A 19592-nucleotide genomic window follows, 5' to 3' on the forward strand; every position below is an offset into this window, starting at 1 on the left:
CTACGGCCACCATACGGGCGTGATGACCATCGCCGAGGAATCGACCTCATGGCCGAAGGTCTCGGCACCGGTGCATGAAGGTGGGCTGGGCTTCGGCTTCAAGTGGAACATGGGTTTCATGCACGACACGCTGGAGTATTTCTCCAAGGAGCCCATTTTCCGCAAACATCACCACAACGACCTCACCTTCGGCCTGACCTACGCCTTCTCGGAAAATTTCGTGCTGCCGCTCTCGCATGACGAGGTCGTGCACGGCAAAGGCACGCTGCTTGGCAAGATGGCCGGCGACGACTGGCAGAGATTCGCGACGCTACGCGCCTACTACGCTTTCATGTGGGGCTATCCCGGCAAGAAGCTGCTGTTCATGGGACAGGAGTTCGCGCAGCGCCGCGAATGGAGCGAGGCGCGCGCGCTCGACTGGAACCTGCTTGAGTTCCGGCCTCATCGCGGCGTCTGGCAGACGGTGCGCGATCTCAACTATCTCTACCGTTCGCGCCCGGCGCTGCATGGCCGCGACTGCGAGCCGGAAGGGTTTTCCTGGCTGATCGTCGACGACAGCCAGAATTCGGTTTTTGCCTGGCTGCGCAGCGCACCGGGTGGCAACCCGGTGGCCGTCATTTCCAATTTTACGCCGGTGCCGCGCGACAATTATCGCGTGCCGTTGCCGACGGCCGGCAAATGGCGCGAGATCATCAACACCGACGCTTCTGAATATGGCGGTTCCGGCAAGGGCAATGGCGGCATGGTCGAGGCGCGGGCTGAGAGAGGAAGCATCTCCGCGACGATGCTTTTGCCGCCGCTGTCGACGATCATGCTCGAACTCGTCGCGGACTGAGCCCATCGAAACTGGATGCATGTCGAGATTGAGTAACTTGGGAGGGTAAAAATGGCAGACTTGAAACGGACCCAGCCGCTGGCGCGCGATGCCATGGCCTATGTATTGGCCGGCGGCCGCGGCAGCCGCCTCAAGGAACTGACCGACCGGCGTGCCAAGCCGGCTGTCTATTTCGGCGGCAAGACGCGCATCATCGACTTCGCGCTCTCCAATGCTCTGAATTCCGGCATTCGCCGCCTCGGTGTCGCCACCCAGTACAAGGCGCATTCGCTGATCCGCCATCTGCAGCGCGGCTGGAACTTCCTACGGCCCGAGCGAAACGAGAGTTTTGACATCCTGCCGGCCAGCCAGCGCGTCTCGGAAACACAATGGTATGAGGGCACCGCCGACGCCGTCTACCAGAACATCGACATCATCGAGGCCTATGGGCCTGAATACATGGTCATCCTGGCCGGCGACCACATCTACAAGATGGACTACGAGATGATGCTTCGCCAGCACGTCGACGCCAATGCCGACGTCACCGTTGGCTGCCTCGAAGTGCCGCGCATGGAAGCCACCGGCTTCGGCGTCATGCATGTCGATGCCAAGGACAACATTATCGCCTTCGTCGAAAAACCCGCCGACCCGCCCGGCATTCCCGACAAGCCGGAGTTTGCGCTGGCCTCGATGGGCATCTATGTCTTCAAGACCAAGTTCCTGATGGAGCAGTTGCGCCGCGATGCGGCCGAGCCGGGCTCAAGCCGCGACTTCGGCAAGGACATCATTCCCTATATCGTCCAGCACGGTAAGGCGATTGCCCACCGCTTCGCCAAGTCCTGCGTTCGTTCGACCGCCGAGAACGAGGCCTACTGGCGCGACGTCGGAACGGTCGACGCCTATTGGGAAGCCAATATCGACCTGACCGATATCACGCCGGAGCTCGACCTCTACGACCGCGACTGGCCGATCTGGACCTATGCCGAATTGAAGCCGCCGGCAAAGTTCGTGCATGACGAGGATGGCCGCCGCGGTTCGGCCGTGTCCTCGCTTGTCTCGGGCGACTGCATCGTCTCTGGCGCTTCGCTGAAAAGAAGCCTGATCTTTACCGGGGCGCGCATCAATTCCTATTCGACGCTGGAAGAAGTGGTGATGCTGCCCGACGTTCATGTCGGCCGGAACGCAAAGTTGAAGCGCGTCGTCATCGACCATGGTGTTAGGATACCGGAAGGGCTGGTGGTCGGCGAAGATCCCGTTCTCGACGCCAAGCGCTTCCGCGTTTCCGAAAAAGGCATCTGCCTGGTCACACAGGATATGATCGACAAGCTGGCGCTTTAGAGCAATTCCAGGAAAAGTGTGAAACGGTTTCCGTCCGGAATTGCGTCAAGACAAAGAACTCTAGGACAGACAGGATCGGATTATAGGCGCATGCAGGTTCTGTCGGTCACGCCCGAGATTTTCCCGCTGATCAAGACCGGCGGGCTTGCCGACGTGACCGGCGCGCTGCCCATTGCGCTGGCGGCCAAGGGCGTGACCATGCGCACGCTCATTCCTGGTTTTCCAACCGTTATGGCCGCCTTCAAGAAAAAGAGGGCGGTTCTGCAATATCCCTTGCTGCAGGGCGGCAAGGCCTCTGTCCACTCCGTCCAGCTTGCCGGGCTCGAGCTGTTCGTGCTCGACGCGCCGCACCTGTTCGACCGTCCCGGCGGTCCTTATGGCAATGCGACCGGCGTCGATTGGCCCGACAACTGGCGGCGCTTCGCGGCGCTGAGCCAGGTCGGCGGCGATATCGCCGGCGGTGCCATCTCGGGCTACCAGCCCGACATCGTCCATGCCCACGACTGGCAGTCGGCGATGACGCTGGCCTACATGCGCTACGGCAAGGCGGTCGGCATACCGTCGATGATGACCGTTCATAATCTCGCCTTCCAGGGCCAGTTCGGCGCCGGCATCTTCGGCGAGCTTGGCTTGCCGGCAGCGGCGATGGCGCTTGACGGCGTTGAATATTATGGCGGCGTCGGCTTCCTCAAGGCGGGCCTGCAGGCCGCCTGGGCGATCACCACGGTCAGCCCGACCTATGCGCAGGAAATCCGCTCGGCGGAATTCGGCATGGGCCTCGACGGCCTCATCAACATGCGCTCCAGCGATCTCTATGGCATCGTCAACGGCATCGACACTGGCATCTGGGATCCCGAAACCGACAAGCATCTGGTGTCCCCCTACACGGCGAGCACGCTGAAGGCGCGCGCGCCCAACAGGGCCGCCGTCGAGGAGCGCTTCAGCCTCGATCGCGACGACAGCCCGATCGTCTGTGTCGTCAGCCGCCTGACCTGGCAGAAGGGTATGGACATACTGGCGCTGGTGGTCGACGGCATCGTTGCCACAGGAGCGCGCCTGGCCATCCTGGGCTCAGGCGATGCCGGCCTCGAAGGCGCGCTGCTCGCCGCCGCTGCCAGACATCGCGGCCGCATCGGGGTCGTCGTCGGCTACGACGAGGGGCTGTCGCACATTATGCAAGGCGGCTGTGATGCCATCGTCATTCCCTCACGCTTCGAACCGTGCGGGCTGACGCAGCTTTACGGCCTGCGTTACGGCTGCGTACCGGTGGTTGCCCGCACCGGCGGCCTGGCCGATACGGTCATCGATGCCAATGAGGCCGCCGTCTCGGCCGGCGTTGCCACCGGCTTCCAGTTCGCGCCCAACAATGGCGGTGCCTTGCTGCACGCCATCCGCCGCCTCGTCGACGCCCATGCCAGTCCGGCGGTCTGGGAATCGCTGCAGCGCCAGGGCATGAAGGCCGACGTGTCGTGGGACAAGAGCGCGGACAAATATGTTGAACTCTATCGCTTGCTGCTTTCGAAAAGGGTTGCCTGAAGCATGATACGGACCGTTCCCACCAAACCCTATTCCGATCAGAAGCCTGGCACGTCGGGCCTGCGCAAGAAGGTGCCTGTCTTTCAGCAGGAGCACTATGCCGAGAATTTCATCCAGTCGATCTTCGACGCGCTCGATGGCTTCAAGGGCAAGACGCTGGTGATTGGCGGCGATGGCCGCTTCTACAACCGCGAAGTCATCCAGAAGGCCATCGCCATGGCCGCCGCCAACGGCTTCGGCAAGGTGATGGTCGGGCAGGGCGGTATCCTGTCAACGCCGGCCGCCTCGCATGTCATCCGCAAATACAAGACCTTTGGCGGCATCATCCTGTCGGCCAGTCACAATCCGGGCGGCCCGCACGAGGATTTCGGCATCAAGTACAATGCCGGCAATGGCGGCCCGGCGCCGGAAAAGCTGACCGACGCGATCTTCGAAAAGACCAAGACGATTTCGAGCTTCAAGATCGCCGACATTGATCCGATCGACATCGACACAACAGGCACGGTCAAGGCCGCCGGCATGACGGTCGAGATCATCGACCCGGTCGCCGACTATGCCAAACTGATGGAAAGCCTGTTCGATTTCGACGCACTTCGCAAATTGTTCAAATCCGGCTTCCGCATGCGCTTCGACGCCATGCATGCAGTGACCGGCCCTTACGCCAAGGAAATCCTGGAAAACCGGCTTGGCGCGCCCAACGGCACCTGCCGCAATTTCAAGCCGCTGCCGGATTTTGGCGGCCACCATCCGGACCCGAATCTTGTCCACGCCAAACACCTCTATGACGAGATGATGGGACCGGACGCGCCGGATTTCGGCGCCGCCTCGGATGGTGACGGCGATCGCAATTTGATCATCGGCAAGGGCATTTTCGTCACCCCGTCGGATTCGGTCGCCATGCTCGCCGCCAACGCCCGCCTGGCGCCCGGCTACAAGGCCGGTTTGAAAGGCATTGCCCGCTCGATGCCGACCAGCGGCGCGGCCGATCGTGTTGCTGAAAAACTCGGCATCGGCATCTATGAGACGCCGACCGGCTGGAAGTTCTTCGGCAATCTGCTGGATGCCGACATGGCGACGATCTGCGGTGAGGAAAGTGCCGGCACCGGCTCCAACCATGTCCGCGAAAAGGACGGCCTGTGGGCGGTGCTGCTGTGGCTCAACATCCTTGCCGCGCGCGGCGAAAGCTGCAAGCAGATCGTCACCGAGCACTGGGCGACCTATGGCCGCAATTACTATTCGCGGCACGACTATGAAGAGGTCGAGAGCGACCGGGCGAATGCGCTGGTCGACGAGTTGCGTGCCAAGCTCGCTTCGCTGCCCGGCACCAGCGTGCGCGGCCTGAAGATCGCCAATGCCGACGACTTTGCCTATCACGACCCGGTCGACGGTTCGGTGAGCAAGAACCAGGGAATCAGGATCTTGTTCGAAGGCGGCTCGCGCGTCGTCTTCCGGCTTTCCGGCACCGGCACGTCGGGCGCGACGTTGCGCGTCTACATCGAGCGCTACGAGCCGGACAAGTCGAGGCACGATCTCGACACGCAGGCCGCCCTTGCCGATCTGATTGCCGCGGCCGATGATATTGCCGGGATTCACAGTCATACCGGCCGCCCCAAGCCAAGCGTTATCACTTAATGAAATCTGCGATGCCGGCCGCTGATCGGCCGCGATTTGGCGGACTTGTTTCGGAGGGCGGCATCCGCTTTGCCGCGTGGTCGCAGGCCGCCCGCCGGCTCTGGGTCTCGATCTTCGACGAACAGGGCAAGCGGGAAATCGAACGGCTCGAACTGCAGCCGCAAGGCGAGGGCGTCCATGCGCTGTTCGTTGCGGGCCTTGGCCCCGGCACCCGCTACGGCTTTCGCGCCGATGGCGACTACGCGCCGGAGCGCGGGCTGTGGTTCGACCCCGCCAAGCTCCTGGCCGATCCTTACGCGGTCGAGATCGACAGGTCCTACACCTATGACTGGCGGCTGGCCCAGCGCCGGGGCGAGGGGGCCGATACCGCGCAACTGATGCCGAAGGCGATTGCCGCTGCCTTGCCGAAGCCAGTGCAGGCAGCGCCGCCGCTCTTCCAGCCCGGCGGCCTGATCTACGAAATTCCGGTGCGCGCCTTCACCATGCTGCATCCGGACGTTCCGGAAAAGTTGCGTGGTACCATTGCCGCTCTCGCTCATCCGCTGGTTGTCGAGCACCTGAAGAAACTCGGCGTTGGCGCGGTCGAACTGATGCCGGTAACCGCGTCGATCGACGAGCGGCATCTGCCGCCGCTTGGGCTGCGCAATGCCTGGGGCTACAATCCTGTCACGTTCATGGCCCTTGATCCGCGTCTGGCGCCGGGCGGCATCATGGAATTGCGAAACACGGTTGCCGTGCTGCGCCAGGCTGGCATCGGCGTCATCCTCGATCTCGTCTTCAACCACACCGGCGAGAGCGACAGGCTAGGCCCGACGCTGTCGCTGCGCGGCCTCGACAACCACGCCTATTACCGGCACACATCAGACGGCAGGCTGGCCAATGACACCGGAACCGGCAACACGGTCGCTTGCGACCATCCTGTCGTCCAGGAAATGGTCCTCGACACGCTTCGCCATTTCGTCAGGGATGCCGGCGCCGACGGCTTCCGCTTCGACCTGGCGCCCATCCTGGGGCGGGTTGAAGGCACATTCGATGCCGAGGCGCCGCTGCTGAGAGCGATGCGCGACGACGCGCTGCTGGCCGATCGTGTGTTGGTCGCCGAGCCGTGGGACATCGGTCCGGATGGCTATCAGCTTGGCAATTTCCCGCCGCCTTTCCTCGAATGGAACGACAAGTACCGCGACGATGTCAGGCGCTTCTGGCGTGGCGACGCCGGCATGGTCGGCGCCCTGGCGACCCGGCTTGCCGGTTCGTCCGATGTGTTTGCCGCGAACGGGCAAGGCGCCAGCCGCAGTGTCAATTTAATCGCCGCCCATGACGGCATGACGCTCGCCGACATCGTGCGCTACGAACACAAGCATAACAAAGCCAATGGCGAGCAGAACCGCGACGGCCACGATGAGAACCTGTCGTGGAACAATGGTGTCGAGGGTGATGCGGACGACCCGGCCGTGGCCGCGGCTCGCCTCAACGACCAGCGTGCGCTGCTCGCCACGCTGTTTGCCTCACGCGGCACCATCATGCTGACCGCGGGCGACGAATTCGGCCGGACCCAGCAAGGCAACAACAACGCCTATGCGCAGGACAACGCGATCACCTGGCTCGACTGGGCCGGCCGCGACCAGGCGCTGGAGCGCTACACGGCGCTGCTCGCGACGCTGCGCCGAGCGATGCCCGCGCTTTCCGACACAGGTTTCCTCACTGGCCAGCCACCGGCAGGTTCGGAGATACCGGACGTCGCATGGCTGACCGAGACAGGCGCGCCGCTCGACGAACAGAGCTGGCAAGATCCGCAGCGGCACCGCCTGGTCATGATCCTGGGCGGCGCCAGCCGCCTTGCCGTCATCATCAACGGCGATCGCCGGGCCTGCATGGTCACGTTGCCCGAGCGCGAAGGATTTTTCTGGGCGCCAGCCCTGGAGACAGGCGATGCAGGGGACATCTCGCGCCCGGTATCGGGGCGGACGGTGATCTTCATGATCGAACGAGCGCAGGCCGGCACAAGGGAGAAGCGCAATGGCGGCAAGTGACGAGGCCGGATGGTGGCGCGGTTGCGTCATCTACCAGATCTATCCGCGCTCCTTCCAGGACACGACCGGCGACGGCAGCGGAGATCTCGCCGGCATTACATCGAGACTCGCCCATGTCGCCTCGCTTGGTGTCGACGCCGTCTGGCTGTCGCCTTTCTTCAAGTCGCCGATGGCCGATATGGGCTATGACGTGTCGGATTACTGCGATGTTGATCCGATGTTCGGCACGCTTGAGGATTTCGATGCGCTGGTCGCCGAAGCGCATCGTCTTGGCCTGAAGATCATCATCGACCAGGTGCTGTCCCATTCATCCGACAAGCACGACTGGTTTGTCGAAAGCCGCGCCAGCCGCGATAACCCTAAGTCCGACTGGTATATCTGGGCCGATACCAAGCCCGATGGCAGCGCGCCCAACAATTGGCTCTCCGTCTTCGGTGGCCCGGCCTGGGAATGGGATTCGACCCGCCGGCAGTATTACATGCACAATTTCCTCGCCTCGCAGCCCGATCTGAATTTCCACAATCCGGAGGTTCAGGACGCGCTTCTGGAAACGGTGCGCTTCTGGCTGGAGCGCGGCGTCGACGGTTTCCGGCTCGACACGGTCAATTACTATGTCCACGACCGCTGGCTGCGCGGCAATCCGCCTTTGGCGTCGAGCGTCGCCGGCACCAACAGCGAGACCAACACCTACCTCTACCAGGAGCATCTGTTCGACAAGACGCAGCCGGAAAACCTGGCATTCCTTCGCCGCTTCAGGGCCCTGCTCGATGAGTACGAGGATCGTGCCGCCGTCGGCGAAATCGGCGATGAAGGCCGCTCATTGCAGACGCTCGCCGCCTACACCTCAGGCCGCGACAAGCTGCATATGTGCTACACCTTCGACCTGCTCGGCCCGCAGTTCTCGGCGACACATGTGCGTGGCTGCGTCGAAGCTTTCGAGGCGACCGTTCCCGATGGCTGGGTCTGCTGGGCGTTTTCCAACCATGATGTGGTGCGCCATGTCAGCCGCTGGACAAGGTCGGGCAGCGATCCCGACGCCATCGCCAGATTCTCGATCACGCTGCTGTCCTGCCTGCGCGGCTCGATCTGCCTCTACGAGGGCGAGGAACTCGGCCTGGAAGAGGCGGAGCTTGCCTATGAGGATCTGCGCGATCCCGTCGGCATCCGCTTCTGGCCGGGCGTCAAGGGCAGGGATGGGTGTCGCACACCGATGGTCTGGGAGGCCGGCGCTGACAATGCGGGTTTCTCGACGGCCAGGCCATGGCTGCCGATACCGGCCAGCCATCGCGCCCGCGCGGTCGACGTCCAGAATGCCGACATGGCATCGGTGCTCGCGTCCTATCGGGCCGCGCTGGCGTTGCGCAGGGGGCACGAGGCGCTGGTATCAGGGTCGATCCGCTTTCTTGACGCTGAGGGCGACGTGCTCGCATTCGTCCGCGAAGGCGGCGGTGAAAGATTGCTCTGTGTCTTCAATTTCGCTGGGGAGCAACGGACTTGGCCGTTGCCGCCTGATGTCGGAGCAATCGCAAAGCTTGACGGCGATGCGGCGGTCATCGACGAGGCCGAACTTTCGTTGCCCGCGCTCGGATACTTCCTTGGTCGCCTCGATTGATGGCTCGGCCGTCTTTACTGGACGAGTACCGAGCGTCCGCAAGTCGCGCCGGTAACCCGCACATCGGCCTCGCCGACACCCACGCCAAGGGCTGAAAGCACATTGTAGAGCAGGTCGTCGACCGGTGCCGTTATACCGTTGAGGACAGCCACCACTGCTGGCTTAACCGTTCCGAGCAGGGCGGTCAGATCGATTCCCAGACCAAGCGCATTGACCGAAAGCGACAGGTTGCTGACCAGCGACGTGGTGAGCGACTGCGTGATGTTGCGCGTCGAAACGGTCTTGATCGTCTTGTTGGTGATATCGGCTGCGTCGAAGGTCAGCGTCGTCGGGTTGTTGTTGGTGATCGCGGTGGCGGCGGAGCCCATCACCTGTATCAGCGGAATGTTGATCAGCAGCAGCTTGAGGCTCACATCCGCGATTTCCGCGTCGGTGAATGTCTGCGGTTGGCTGAAGTCGCCAAAGCCTGAGCTGTTGCTGTTGGCCAGGTGTAGCGAGGCAATGCCTGGGTGCGCGGCGATGGAAACCTTGATGCTGGAAGGCCCTGTCGGACAGGTGATGTCGGTCAGTTTGGCTTCGGCATAGGCGACTTCCACATTGAGCGGCAGATTGACGGCTAGCAGGCTGATGCCGCCACCGAGACCGGGCGTGCCGACTCCGACGGTCGCCACCAGCTTGATACGCGTCTGGGCGGTGCGCACCGTGGTGCCGATTCCACCGACGGCGAGCCAAGGCGAGGATTGCGCCGGCTCGCCAATGGCAATGGTAAGCGTGGTGGCCAAAAGCCCGGGTATGGTGGCTCCGAGATTGACCTGAGCCTGGTTGGTGCCGTTCGCCAGCACGGCGGCGGCGGTCAGCATTCCCATGGCGCTGGCATCGACCCCAAGGCCTGTCGGGGTTTGTCCCAGTCCAAGGCTGCCTGCGGAGCCGAGGTCGACAAGGCTGCTGAGCGGGATCTTGACCGTGCTGGTCGACTTGGAAGCAATCGTCTGCAGGGCGACCTTGGCCGTGTTGCCAAGTCCGGGCACGTTGGCCATGGCGGTAGCAATCTGACCGACGGTCGCCTTGGAGGCCAGCACATCCGAATAGGTGCCGCCGGTCACGTTCACTTGTGTGGCAAGGGCACTTATGAAGGAGAGGACACTGACGTCGGCCGAGATCAATCCGTTGTAGTCCATGACGCTGAGCGAAATGTTGCCGCCGAGAAGACTGCCGAGAAGTGCGTTGAGGATGCCGCCATTGACGCTGGCGAGCCTCGACCCGACCGAGAACGTCGCCTGCGGCGTCATGCTGGCCGTGGCCTGGGTACCGATGACGGGAGAGGGGATCAGCGAACTCGCGAAATAGCGGGCAGGGATCTTCTTCAGGGTCACACGGACGGCATTGTAGGGGGTTACGCTGGCCTGGAAGCGCTGGCTCAAATTGGCGCCGGATGCCGCGTATCGCCCTGGCGTGACCGACACCACGGTTTTCCCGACGGCCGGAGTGATCGTCTGTCCCGAGGTTTCAACGACAACATTTGGCATGCCGTTGTCGGTCAACGTGGTCACGACCGCGGCATTGATGTTGGTGATGTTCGAGGCGGCGGTGATCGCCGCCAGATCCACCATTGCCTGCGCCTCGCGGCGCTCGGTGTAGATCGAAGCTTCGTCGATAGCTACTGCGGCCAGCGCCAGCGCCACCGGCGCCATGAGCGCCGTCATGACGGCGAAATTGGCCTTTCTGTCGCCCAGCATTAACCGGGCAAGCCGGAAGATCTCCTTGCGCTCACGCAGCAACATTCAGATGCCCCCGACCCTGATCGTTGACTGGCGCGTGATCGTGGTGCCTGGCATCGCTATGCCTGGGAAAAGATTCCAGATCGGCAGGTTGCGGGCATCGTATTGGATGGACACGACGAACTGACTTCCATCGGCCACGCTGTCATTGGCCTGGTAGGTCAGCTTGCTGACATCCACGAAAGGATATCCGCCGGCATTGTTGGTGACGAAGCTCGCCACCAGTGTTTGCCGTTCGGTCTGGTTCGTCCCCGCAATGGCTGTCCGGGCGGCGTCCGCCGCGATTTGCTGGATCGAGTTCGCCGCACCGAAATATATGCCGTATGCAACCATACCGAGCAGGATCAGGATGAAGATTGGGGAGAGCAGGGCGAACTCAACCGCCGAAGTTCCCGAAGCATCTATCCGGAATTGGCGGCCTCTGGCCATGGGAGTGAGATTGCGAACCATGGGTCTGAGCATGCCAAAGTTCGCATGCAAAAAGCGAAAACTCTTGGTGCAACCTGCGGCTGTGAATGATTGAAAGCTCGCACTAATTTAGCGGACGTCTTCTTTGACTTCTGGTTCTTGACTTAAGGTCAATCAGTACTCGGTTGAAAAGAGCTTACCTCCTGTCTAGTCTCCTGCCACCAGCCATCGGAGGGAACCGGTGGCGCGCTCAAAGGGGTCAGATATCGGCTCCGGGGCGTCAACACTTAGAAGGCGCGCCGACGGCAGCGCCGACAGGGAGAACTTCATGCTGATGAAAAACATGCTGAAGGCGACGGTGTTCGCCACAACCGTGACGCTGGCCGCCGGCACGTTCTACACGCAGGCTTTCGCCGAGACCGTCTATAACCGCGGCACCGCCGCTGAATCGGAATCGGTCGATCCGCACAAGACCTCGACGGTTTACGAAGCCAATGTCCTGCGCGACCTGTTCCAGGGCCTGGTCATGCAGGACGAGAAGGCCAATGTCATTCCCGGCGCTGCCGAGAGCTGGACAGTGTCGGACGATGGCACCGTCTATACGTTCAAGCTGCGCAAGGACGGCCTCTGGTCGGATGGCAGCCCGGTGACGGCGGATGACTTCGTCTACGCTTTCCACAGGCTGGAAGACCCGGCGACCGGCGCCGAATACGCCTCGATGCTGTATCCGGTGAAGGGTGCGGAAGACTTCAACACCAAGAAGGGCAAGCCCGAGGATATGGGCGTCAAGGCGATTGATGCAAATACCCTGGAAGTCTCGCTCAAAGCGCCGACGCCTTACTTCCTGGAGATGCTGACCCACCAGGCGACCTACCCTGTCAGCAAGGCCTCCATCGAAAAGCTCGGTGCCGACTGGATCAAGCCCGGCAATCTCGTTTCGAACGGCGCCTATACGCTGGCGGAATGGGTTCCCAACGATCACATGAAGCTGGTCAAGAATCCGAAATTCTGGGACGCTGCGACCGTCAAGTTCGACGTCGTCAACTACATCCCGACCGAGGACCGTTCATCGGCAATGAAGCGCTTCGAGGCCGGCGAACTCGACAGCTACGACGATCTCCCGACTGAGCAGCTCGCTGACCTCAAGACCAAGTTTGGCGACCAGATCCACGTCGGCCCGTATCTCGGCACCTATTATTATGCGATCAAGACCGACAAGGCACCGTGGGACAATGTCGAGCTGCGCAACGCCATCTCGATGGCGATCGACCGCGACTTCCTCGCCGAGAAAGTCTGGCAGAACTCGATGCTGCCCGGCTATTCGATGGTGCCTCCCGGCATCGAGGGCTACACGCCGGCAATGGCCAAATACGCCGACATGCCGCAGATCGACCGCGAGGACGCGGCCAAGAAAATCCTCGAGAAACTCGGCTATACACCCGAAAAGCCGCTGAAGATGGAGATCCGCTACAACACTTCGGAGAACCACAAGAACACTGCCGTGGCCATCCAGGAACAGCTGAAGCCGCTTGGCGTCGACGTCACGCTGCTCAACACCGACACCAAGACCCACTACTCCTTCCTCGAGCAGAAGGGCAACTATGACTTGGCACGTGCAGCCTGGATCGCCGACTACAAGGATCCGGAAACCTTCCTCGGCATCTCGCGCAAGGCCAGCGGCAACAATTATTCGGACTACAACAGCCCGGCCTATGAAGCGGCCATGGACAAGGCGGCCGCCGCCGGCGGCAAGCCCGAAGAGCGCATGAAGGAACTTGCCGACGCCGAACGCATCCTCGTCGATGACGTCGGCCAGATCCCGCTTCTCTACTACAGCTACCACGATATCGTTTCCTCGAAGCTGCATGGCTTCGTGGACAACGTGATGGACGTGCATCCGTCCCGCTTCGTCAGCAAGGACTAACTCCCTGGCCAAGCCGTCGCGCCCGAAGGGCGCGGCGGCGATGGTTTGCCATCGCATCGGCCCGGGAACCGGAATCGATTTTCGGCATGTCGGTGCGAAGATTTGAAGGCTAGAGCGCAACCGTCCAGTTGGACGGGCGTTGCTCTGGATCAAGCGGGGCACCGATGCTGCGATACGTATTACGGCGGCTTCTGACCGCCATCCCGACGCTATTTGTCATCGTGACCATGGCGTTTTTCCTGATGCGCGTCGCGCCAGGCGGTCCATTCAACCAGGAGCGGGGGCTGAGTCCCGAGATCAGGGCCAACCTTGAAGCCCAGTTCGGCCTCAACGATCCGCTCTGGCTGCAATTCGTCCACTATCTCGGCAATCTGCTGCGCGGCAATTTCGGCCCGAGCTACAACATGCCGGATTTCACCGTCACCGAACTTTTCGCCAAGGGACTGCCCATTTCGGTTCAGCTCGGGGCCTCGGCATTGATCCTGGCACTTCTGCTCGGGTCCGTGCTTGGTACCATTGCCGCGCTCAACCAGAACAAGCTCGGCGACTATACGGTGATTGCGCTGGCGACCGCCGGCAGCACCATCCCCACCTTCGTCATCGCACCGGTGATCCAGCTCCTGTTCGGGCTGACCTGGAGGCTGTTGCCGATCGGTGGGTGGGGCGATGGTGCTTTCATCAACAAGGTCGGCCCGGTGCTGACGCTCGCTCTGCCGCAGATCGCCATCGTCGCCCGGCTGATGCGCGGCTCGATGATCGAATCCTTGCGGTCTCACCATATTCGCACGGCACGCGCGCTTGGCCTTTCCGACTGGTCGGTGGTGGTCAAGCACGCGTTGCGCGGTGCCATCCTGCCGATCGTCTCCTTCACCGGCCCGGCAGCGGCGGCATTGCTGACCGGCTCGGTCATCGTCGAGACGATCTTCTCCATTCCGGGCGTCGGCCGCTATTTCGTCGATGCCGCGCTCAACCGCGACTACACGCTGGTGATGGGAACGGTGGTGGTGATCGCCATCTTCACCATCGTCTTCAACCTGATCGTCGACGTCATGTACGCGGTCGTCGACCCGAGGGTGCGCTATGACTGACATCGCAGCCACGGCTCCCGCCGTCATCGGCCGCTCGCTCTGGGGTGATGCCTGGGCGCGCCTCAAGGCCAATCGCGCCGCCATGTTCAGCCTGTATTACCTCGCCCTGATCGGTGTCGTCAGCGTGTTCGGGCCCTGGTTCGTGCCGCATCAATACACCACCATCTATGCCGACTATGTGCGCATGCCGCCGAGCATGTCGGCCTATCCGAAGGCCGACATGATCGAGACGGCGCTCACCGAAGCGATCAAGCGCATGCGGGTCGACATCAAGGAGTGGCGGCAGGAAGGCAACCAGGTCTTCGTCACCGTCAAGTCGACCAAGCCGATCGACGACCGCAACATCCGCTATCTCGACCGCTCCGATGCCTTTGACGACACCAAGATCGAGAGCAAGTCGCCCGACGGCCTCGAAGTGACGATGAGCGCGTCGATAAAGCAGCAATATTTCCTGTTCGGCACCGACAACACCGGCCGCGATCTTCTCTCGCGCACGCTGATGGCCGGGCGCATATCGCTGGCCATCGGCCTGCTCGCTGGCGTCGTGGCGGTGGTCATCGGCGTGGTCTACGGGGCCGCTGCCGGCTTTGCCGGCGGCAAGGTCGACGAGGTGATGATGCGCATCGTCGACGTGCTCTATTCCTTGCCCTTCATCTTCTTCGTCATCATGCTGGTGGTGTTCTTCGGCCGCAACTTCGTGCTGATGTTCCTGGCGGTCGGCGCCGTGCTGTGGCTCGACATGGCGCGCATCGTGCGCGGCCAGGCGCTGTCGATCCGCCGCCAGGAATATGTCCAGGCCGCGGAAGCCATGGGCGTCGGCCAGAGCGGTATACTGCTGCGCCACGTCATCCCCAATCTGCTCGGCCCGGTGGTGATCTACATGACGCTGCTGGTGCCGCAGGTCATCATCCTGGAGAGTTTCCTGTCGTTCCTCGGGCTCGGCGTGCAGGAGCCGATGACCAGTTGGGGCGTGCTGATCTCGGTCGGCGCCAAGAACATCGGCACCGCCAACTGGCTGCTCCTGTTTCCAGCCTTCTTCCTTGTCTCGACGCTGTTCGCGCTGAACTTCGTCGGCGACGGCCTGCGCGACGCACTCGACCCGAGAGATCGATAAAGATGGGGATCGCTGAAATGGCTGCTTCCGAAACGATCCTCAGCGTCAAAGACCTGCGTGTTCGCTTCCGCACGCTCGATGGCGCGGTCGAGGCGGTCAAGGGCATCAACATCCACGTCAACGCGGGCGAAACCGTTGCCGTGGTCGGCGAATCCGGATCCGGCAAGAGCCAGACGATGATGGCGGCGATGAGCCTGCTGGCATCGAATGGCGAAGCGACAGGCAGTGTCGATTATCGCGGCCGCAATCTTCTGACTTTAAGCAAATCCGAGCTGAACAAGGTCCGCGGCGCCAAGATCAGCATGATCTTCCAGGAGCCGATGACCTCGCTCGATCCGCTCTATTCGATTGGGAACCAGCTGATCGAACCGATCCGACGGCATCGGGGCCTGAATGCTGCGGAGGCGCACGAAGAGGCGCTCAAGCTGCTGCGGCTGGTGCATATCCCCGATCCCGAGCGACGGATGAAATCCTATCCGCACGAAATGTCCGGCGGCCAGCGCCAGCGTGTCATGATCGCCATGGCGCTTGCCAACGACCCTGACATATTGATCGCCGACGAGCCGACGACGGCGCTCGACGTGACGATCCAGGCGCAGATCCTGATGCTTTTGGCCGAATTGCAGCGCAAGCTCGGCATGGCGATCGTCTTCATCACCCATGATCTTGGCATCGTCCGGCGCTTTGCCGACCGGGTCTATGTCATGCGTCAGGGCGAGGTTGTCGAGGAGGGGGAGGCCGAAGCCATCTTCGTCAACCCGCAACATGCCTATACGAAAATGCTGCTGGCGGCCGAGCCGACCGGCAGCAAGGCACCGCCGCCCGCCAATGCCCCGGTGCTGCTCGAAGGCAGGAATGTCGAGGTGACGTTCAAGATCGGCGGCGGCTTTCTTGCCGGTGAGCCGCTGATGCTACGTGCCGTCGACCACATTTCGATCAGGCTGCAGCGCAACCAGACCATCGGCATCGTCGGTGAATCCGGCTCCGGCAAATCGACCCTCGGCCGCGCCCTGCTGCGGCTGTTGCCGAGCGACGGCCTGATCCGTTTTGGCGATCGCGACATCTCCCAGGCCGACCGGCAGGCGATGCGGCCGCTGCGACGCCAGATGCAACTCGTCTTCCAGGACCCGTTCGGCTCGCTGTCGCCGCGCATGACTGTCGGCCAGGTCATCACCGAAGGGCTGCTGGTGCACGAGCCGAATCTTTCGGGCAAGCAACGCGACCTGCGTGCGGTCGAGGCCCTGCGCGAGGTCGGCCTCGATCCCAATGCCCGCAACCGCTATCCGCACGAATTCTCCGGCGGCCAGCGACAGCGCATCGCCATTGCCCGCGCCATGATCCTGAAGCCCAAGCTGGTGGTGCTGGATGAGCCGACCTCGGCGCTCGACCGCTCGGTGCAGAAACAGATCGTCGAACTGCTGCGCAAGCTGCAGGCAGATCACGAACTGTCCTACCTCTTCATTAGCCACGATCTGTCGGTCGTGCGCGCCATGGCCGACTACATCATTGTCATGAAGCAGGGCAAGATCGTTGAGGAGGGGCCGACCGAGGCGATCTTCAGCAATCCGCAGCACGTCTACACTCAGACGCTGATGGCCGCGGCGATCGACGTCACGCGGTTTCGCCTGAGCGCCTGAGCCACTGGAAGGCAGTAGCCGCAGATGGTCTGTTCACTCAGTCCGTTGACCGCGGGCACTTGTTTGCCCGTACCGCGACCATGGCATCTTGTTGCTGCTTCAGCCGGTCGATCCTGGCCGTTTCGCGGCCGGCGACTGCGGTCTTCACGCGCGAGCCGCCCAGCAGCCAGCGCGGAACACTGGTGTTCACGACCTTGCCGCGGGTGATTGCGGTTTGCGAGATGTTACGGGCAATGTCTCCCAGCGCGCTGTTGAGCTCGGTGCATGTCATCGAATCGTATTTCGCCGGATCGACGGTTCTGCTGATCGATGAACAGCCAGCGACAAGAAACAGTGCAATCATCAGGGCCGGTGGCAAGGCTGTCGTCGAATTCAAATTCATGTCGCATCCGGCTCGCCGTTTCATCGACCCATAGTATCCACCGAACTATCTAGGGCCGAAGGCCATTTCGTCAAAGTTTGCGACTGCGAAGGACCCTGCCACTGCGCTCAGCCTTACCGGCTAAGGCAGGAACATTCTCGGGCACTCGAAGTTGGTACCCGTCGAGTGCTTTAATTCAATCACTGGTAAACGGAGAGAGCCCGTCTCGGCTGACGCCGGGGCGGGCTTTTCGCGCATTTTGGTGATCTCCGGCCACAACGGTTGTCGGGCTGTTTATTCAATTCCCTAGAAATTCTCACGCTGCTTCGGCGACGATTGTAGTCGGGGCGTAACCGCCGAGCACTGCCTGGGCGATGTCGGTCTCATTTTCATCGACATGAGCCGTCACCAAAACGATCCCCTCAGCACTACTGCGATCATCCGTCTTCACGGCTGTCACGGTGAATGTTCCAAGCAGGCCGCCAGCAATGCCGCCGCAGACCGCACCTGCGACCGCTGTCGCCCATACGCTCGCAGCACTGATGCCGTCGGCTGCAACTGCGCTCAGGCAGGTCAACCCGCCAGCGGCAGCGCCAAGGATGGCCCCCAAAGCGGAAGCCCACAGAGATCCCACTTCGTCATTGTAAGGTCCGATGACGGCAATCTGTACCCGAGGAATTCCGGCCGCCACAAGGTCGCCGGCGACCCGGGCCGCTTGGGCATGGGAATCAAAAAGTCTGCTGATTGTTGGCATGGTCACTCAAGGCTTTTGGCTATTCGGCAGCGTGTCGGTGACGAAGGATGCGGCAATCAGGTCGTCGCTTTCAATTCGGCCCTGGCGGTCCCCCATGATGGCAGCGACCTTGTGGAAGGCCTTCATTTCGCACTCGGTAATTTGGGCCTCCTCCATCTTGGCCTTGAGGTCAGCGACGCGCATCCCCAAGGCATGGGATCTTGCAGTCTCAATGTTCGACATGATGATGGTCATCCGTTTCATTTTTGATGGTCTTTGCGCCCAACCAACCGAACTTGGGGCAAGTGCAAAAGGTTCCCAGGTCGGGCTTCGGTCGGGCAGGGAACCGGACCTAAGTCCGATCGCAAAACGCAATGGTCTTATCTGGGATGTCGCTCGGAACGGCCACTGCTTGCGATCGTTGTCCGCTGCACGTTTGCGGGAGGAAGCTGATGGAGAGGAGTGTTGGCCAAGCGCGCTGGTTGCTCGCACCGGTCTTCGCCGTGGCCATCACCTTCATGGTGATGGGCATAGTTCTTGGCTGAGCATCCCGGAGGTCGCCCACGAGTTTTACACATCGGCGCTGTTATGTCCCTTCCTGCGCTGATAGGGTTCGCTCGCTGTACCTGTGTGGCGGGCGAACCCTCAACTTTCACGAGCGGCAGCTCGTAGCATTCAGGCGAGTCAGATTCTGTGAGCTTTCGGACGGCGCGTCGGCAAATGGTTTGTCGGTCACGCCAGCATTCAATTTGATCCAGAGATCCAAAATTTGTCGGCTGGGCGCGTCAAGGAAAAACGACCCGACTCCCAAGAGCCGGGCCGTGGGTCGGGGGATCAGTAGCCGTCGTTTTCGATCACCACCGGGCGGTGGTGGCGGTGAGTGGAGACGGAGCCTGTCACGACGACGGTGTCTCGACGATGATGCCGGCGCCCATGGTCATAGAACGCAACCTCGCCGTGGCGGCGATGGTGCAAGCGCTGGCCATCTTCGTTGATGATCTTGACGCTGTTTTGGTGTCGATGGTGGGTTCTGATAACCACATCGGCCTCGGCTGCCGAAGCCATAACGGGCAATCCCATGGAAAGCGCCAACGCGCACATGATCATTGTTTTCATTGCAGTTTCTCCATTTCCTTAATTAGCCCTTCGTTGGATAACTGCCTCTGATCACTTTGGTTCCGGCCTTCCAACGACCAGCCCGAACACTTGCGGCAAGTCGAAGAACGGGCGATCGCCTCGCCTCTCGCTGATGACACTTGCAAAGAACGATCTGCCTCGCCGCATCAGTCTCGCCCACGTCAGGCAGCACAACGATCTGTCCCCAAAAATCGCAATATCTGGCCACTGCCTCCGGCAGTTCCTTGCTGCGCATGCCGGAGATGGTAGCGACATCACCTTCGCGACAGTTGGTCTTTCCGGAGAACTGCGCAGCCGCCGCCACTATTTCGCTTGACCGCTCGTCGCCCGCCTGGGAGGGCGCGCGGGAGGCAGGCCAGCGCAACGGCTGTTGTGAGAACCAATTTGCGCATGATGCCTCCGAGCCTGACCGGCATTCTGTTGCTGCAATTCACCGGACCTTCGCTCGAC

The 19592-nt window shown here is 61.8% G+C and carries 17 protein-coding genes; 11 read left to right on the forward strand and 6 right to left on the reverse strand.

Features of this window, described 5'->3' with window-relative positions; translation table 11 throughout:
- The 6 genes from EN993_RS15635 to EN993_RS15660 all read left to right on the forward strand — a co-directional run.
- On the forward strand, nt 1-835 hold an 835-nt coding region (locus tag EN993_RS15635; RefSeq protein ID WP_206532371.1), incomplete at its 5' end, for an alpha amylase C-terminal domain-containing protein.
- Between the two features lie 51 nt (nt 836-886).
- Nucleotides 887-2152 carry a glucose-1-phosphate adenylyltransferase gene (glgC, locus tag EN993_RS15640; RefSeq protein WP_109662424.1) on the forward strand — a complete coding sequence of 422 codons (1266 nt, stop codon included), beginning with the start codon at nt 887-889 and terminating at the stop codon, nt 2150-2152.
- Between the two features lie 90 nt (nt 2153-2242).
- A complete protein-coding gene (gene glgA, locus EN993_RS15645) occupies nt 2243-3688 on the forward strand; it encodes a glycogen synthase GlgA (RefSeq protein ID WP_127264029.1) in 1446 nt (481 codons plus the stop codon).
- Between the two features lie 3 nt (nt 3689-3691).
- Nucleotides 3692-5320 (forward strand): alpha-D-glucose phosphate-specific phosphoglucomutase, encoded by a 1629-nt coding sequence (locus EN993_RS15650; protein WP_127264031.1) that lies wholly within the window; start codon nt 3692-3694, stop codon nt 5318-5320.
- A gap of 11 nt (nt 5321-5331) precedes the next feature.
- Entirely contained in the window at nt 5332-7350 is a 2019-nt protein-coding gene (glgX, locus tag EN993_RS15655) for a glycogen debranching protein GlgX (RefSeq protein WP_127264033.1), read from the forward strand.
- Nucleotides 7337-8962, forward strand: coding sequence for an alpha-glucosidase family protein (locus tag EN993_RS15660; RefSeq protein WP_127264035.1), 1626 nt, complete (start codon nt 7337-7339; stop codon nt 8960-8962). Before glgX ends, EN993_RS15660 begins: the two co-directional genes overlap by 14 nt.
- 14 nt (nt 8963-8976) lie before the next feature.
- Here the strand turns inward: EN993_RS15660 and EN993_RS15665 are convergent, their stop codons facing one another.
- Together EN993_RS15665 and EN993_RS15670 are read right to left on the reverse strand one after the other, a co-directional pair.
- Nucleotides 8977-10743 (reverse strand): TadG family pilus assembly protein, encoded by a 1767-nt coding sequence (locus EN993_RS15665; protein WP_127264037.1) that lies wholly within the window; start codon nt 10741-10743, stop codon nt 8977-8979.
- Nucleotides 10744-11169, reverse strand: a complete 426-nt coding sequence (locus EN993_RS15670) for a TadE/TadG family type IV pilus assembly protein (RefSeq protein ID WP_109662438.1) — start codon at nt 11167-11169, stop codon at nt 10744-10746. It lies immediately after the preceding gene.
- Between the two features lie 310 nt (nt 11170-11479).
- On the opposite strand from EN993_RS15670, the gene EN993_RS15675 reads away from it, so the two are divergent.
- From EN993_RS15675 to EN993_RS15690, 4 genes are all read left to right on the forward strand, one after another.
- A complete protein-coding gene (locus EN993_RS15675; protein ID WP_127264039.1) occupies nt 11480-13072 on the forward strand; it encodes a peptide ABC transporter substrate-binding protein in 1593 nt (530 codons plus the stop codon).
- Nucleotides 13073-13236: 164 nt separating this feature from the next.
- The gene (locus EN993_RS15680; protein WP_109662440.1) at nt 13237-14160 is read left to right on the forward strand and encodes an ABC transporter permease subunit; all 924 of its coding nucleotides are present in this window, start codon (nt 13237-13239) and stop codon (nt 14158-14160) included.
- On the forward strand, nt 14153-15274 hold the full coding sequence (locus EN993_RS15685) for an ABC transporter permease subunit (protein ID WP_109662443.1): 1122 nt from the start codon (nt 14153-14155) through the stop codon (nt 15272-15274). The genes EN993_RS15680 and EN993_RS15685 overlap by 8 nt, the downstream gene beginning before the upstream one ends.
- 17 nt (nt 15275-15291) lie before the next feature.
- Nucleotides 15292-16911 (forward strand): ABC transporter ATP-binding protein, encoded by a 1620-nt coding sequence (locus EN993_RS15690; protein WP_109662446.1) that lies wholly within the window; start codon nt 15292-15294, stop codon nt 16909-16911.
- 37 nt (nt 16912-16948) lie between these two features.
- Here the strand turns inward: EN993_RS15690 and EN993_RS15695 are convergent, their stop codons facing one another.
- The 4 genes from EN993_RS15695 to EN993_RS15710 form a co-directional block, all read right to left on the reverse strand.
- Nucleotides 16949-17293, reverse strand: a complete 345-nt coding sequence (locus tag EN993_RS15695; RefSeq protein ID WP_109662448.1) for a hypothetical protein — start codon at nt 17291-17293, stop codon at nt 16949-16951.
- A gap of 295 nt (nt 17294-17588) precedes the next feature.
- Nucleotides 17589-17963, reverse strand: a complete 375-nt coding sequence (locus tag EN993_RS37045; RefSeq protein WP_245468845.1) for a hypothetical protein — start codon at nt 17961-17963, stop codon at nt 17589-17591.
- Nucleotides 17964-18032: 69 nt separating this feature from the next.
- Entirely contained in the window at nt 18033-18248 is a 216-nt protein-coding gene (locus EN993_RS15705) for a hypothetical protein (protein WP_127264041.1), read from the reverse strand.
- A gap of 591 nt (nt 18249-18839) precedes the next feature.
- Complete coding sequence (locus EN993_RS15710) at nt 18840-19121, reverse strand: hypothetical protein (protein ID WP_109662451.1); 282 nt, start codon at nt 19119-19121, stop codon at nt 18840-18842.
- Between the two features lie 140 nt (nt 19122-19261).
- On the opposite strand from EN993_RS15710, the gene EN993_RS37375 reads away from it, so the two are divergent.
- The coding region (locus EN993_RS37375; protein WP_206532372.1) for a hypothetical protein at nt 19262-19592 on the forward strand (331 nt) is incomplete at its 3' end.

The sequence above is a fragment of the Mesorhizobium sp. M7D.F.Ca.US.004.01.2.1 genome (assembly GCF_003997785.1).
GTDB lineage: Bacteria > Pseudomonadota > Alphaproteobacteria > Rhizobiales > Rhizobiaceae > Mesorhizobium > Mesorhizobium loti.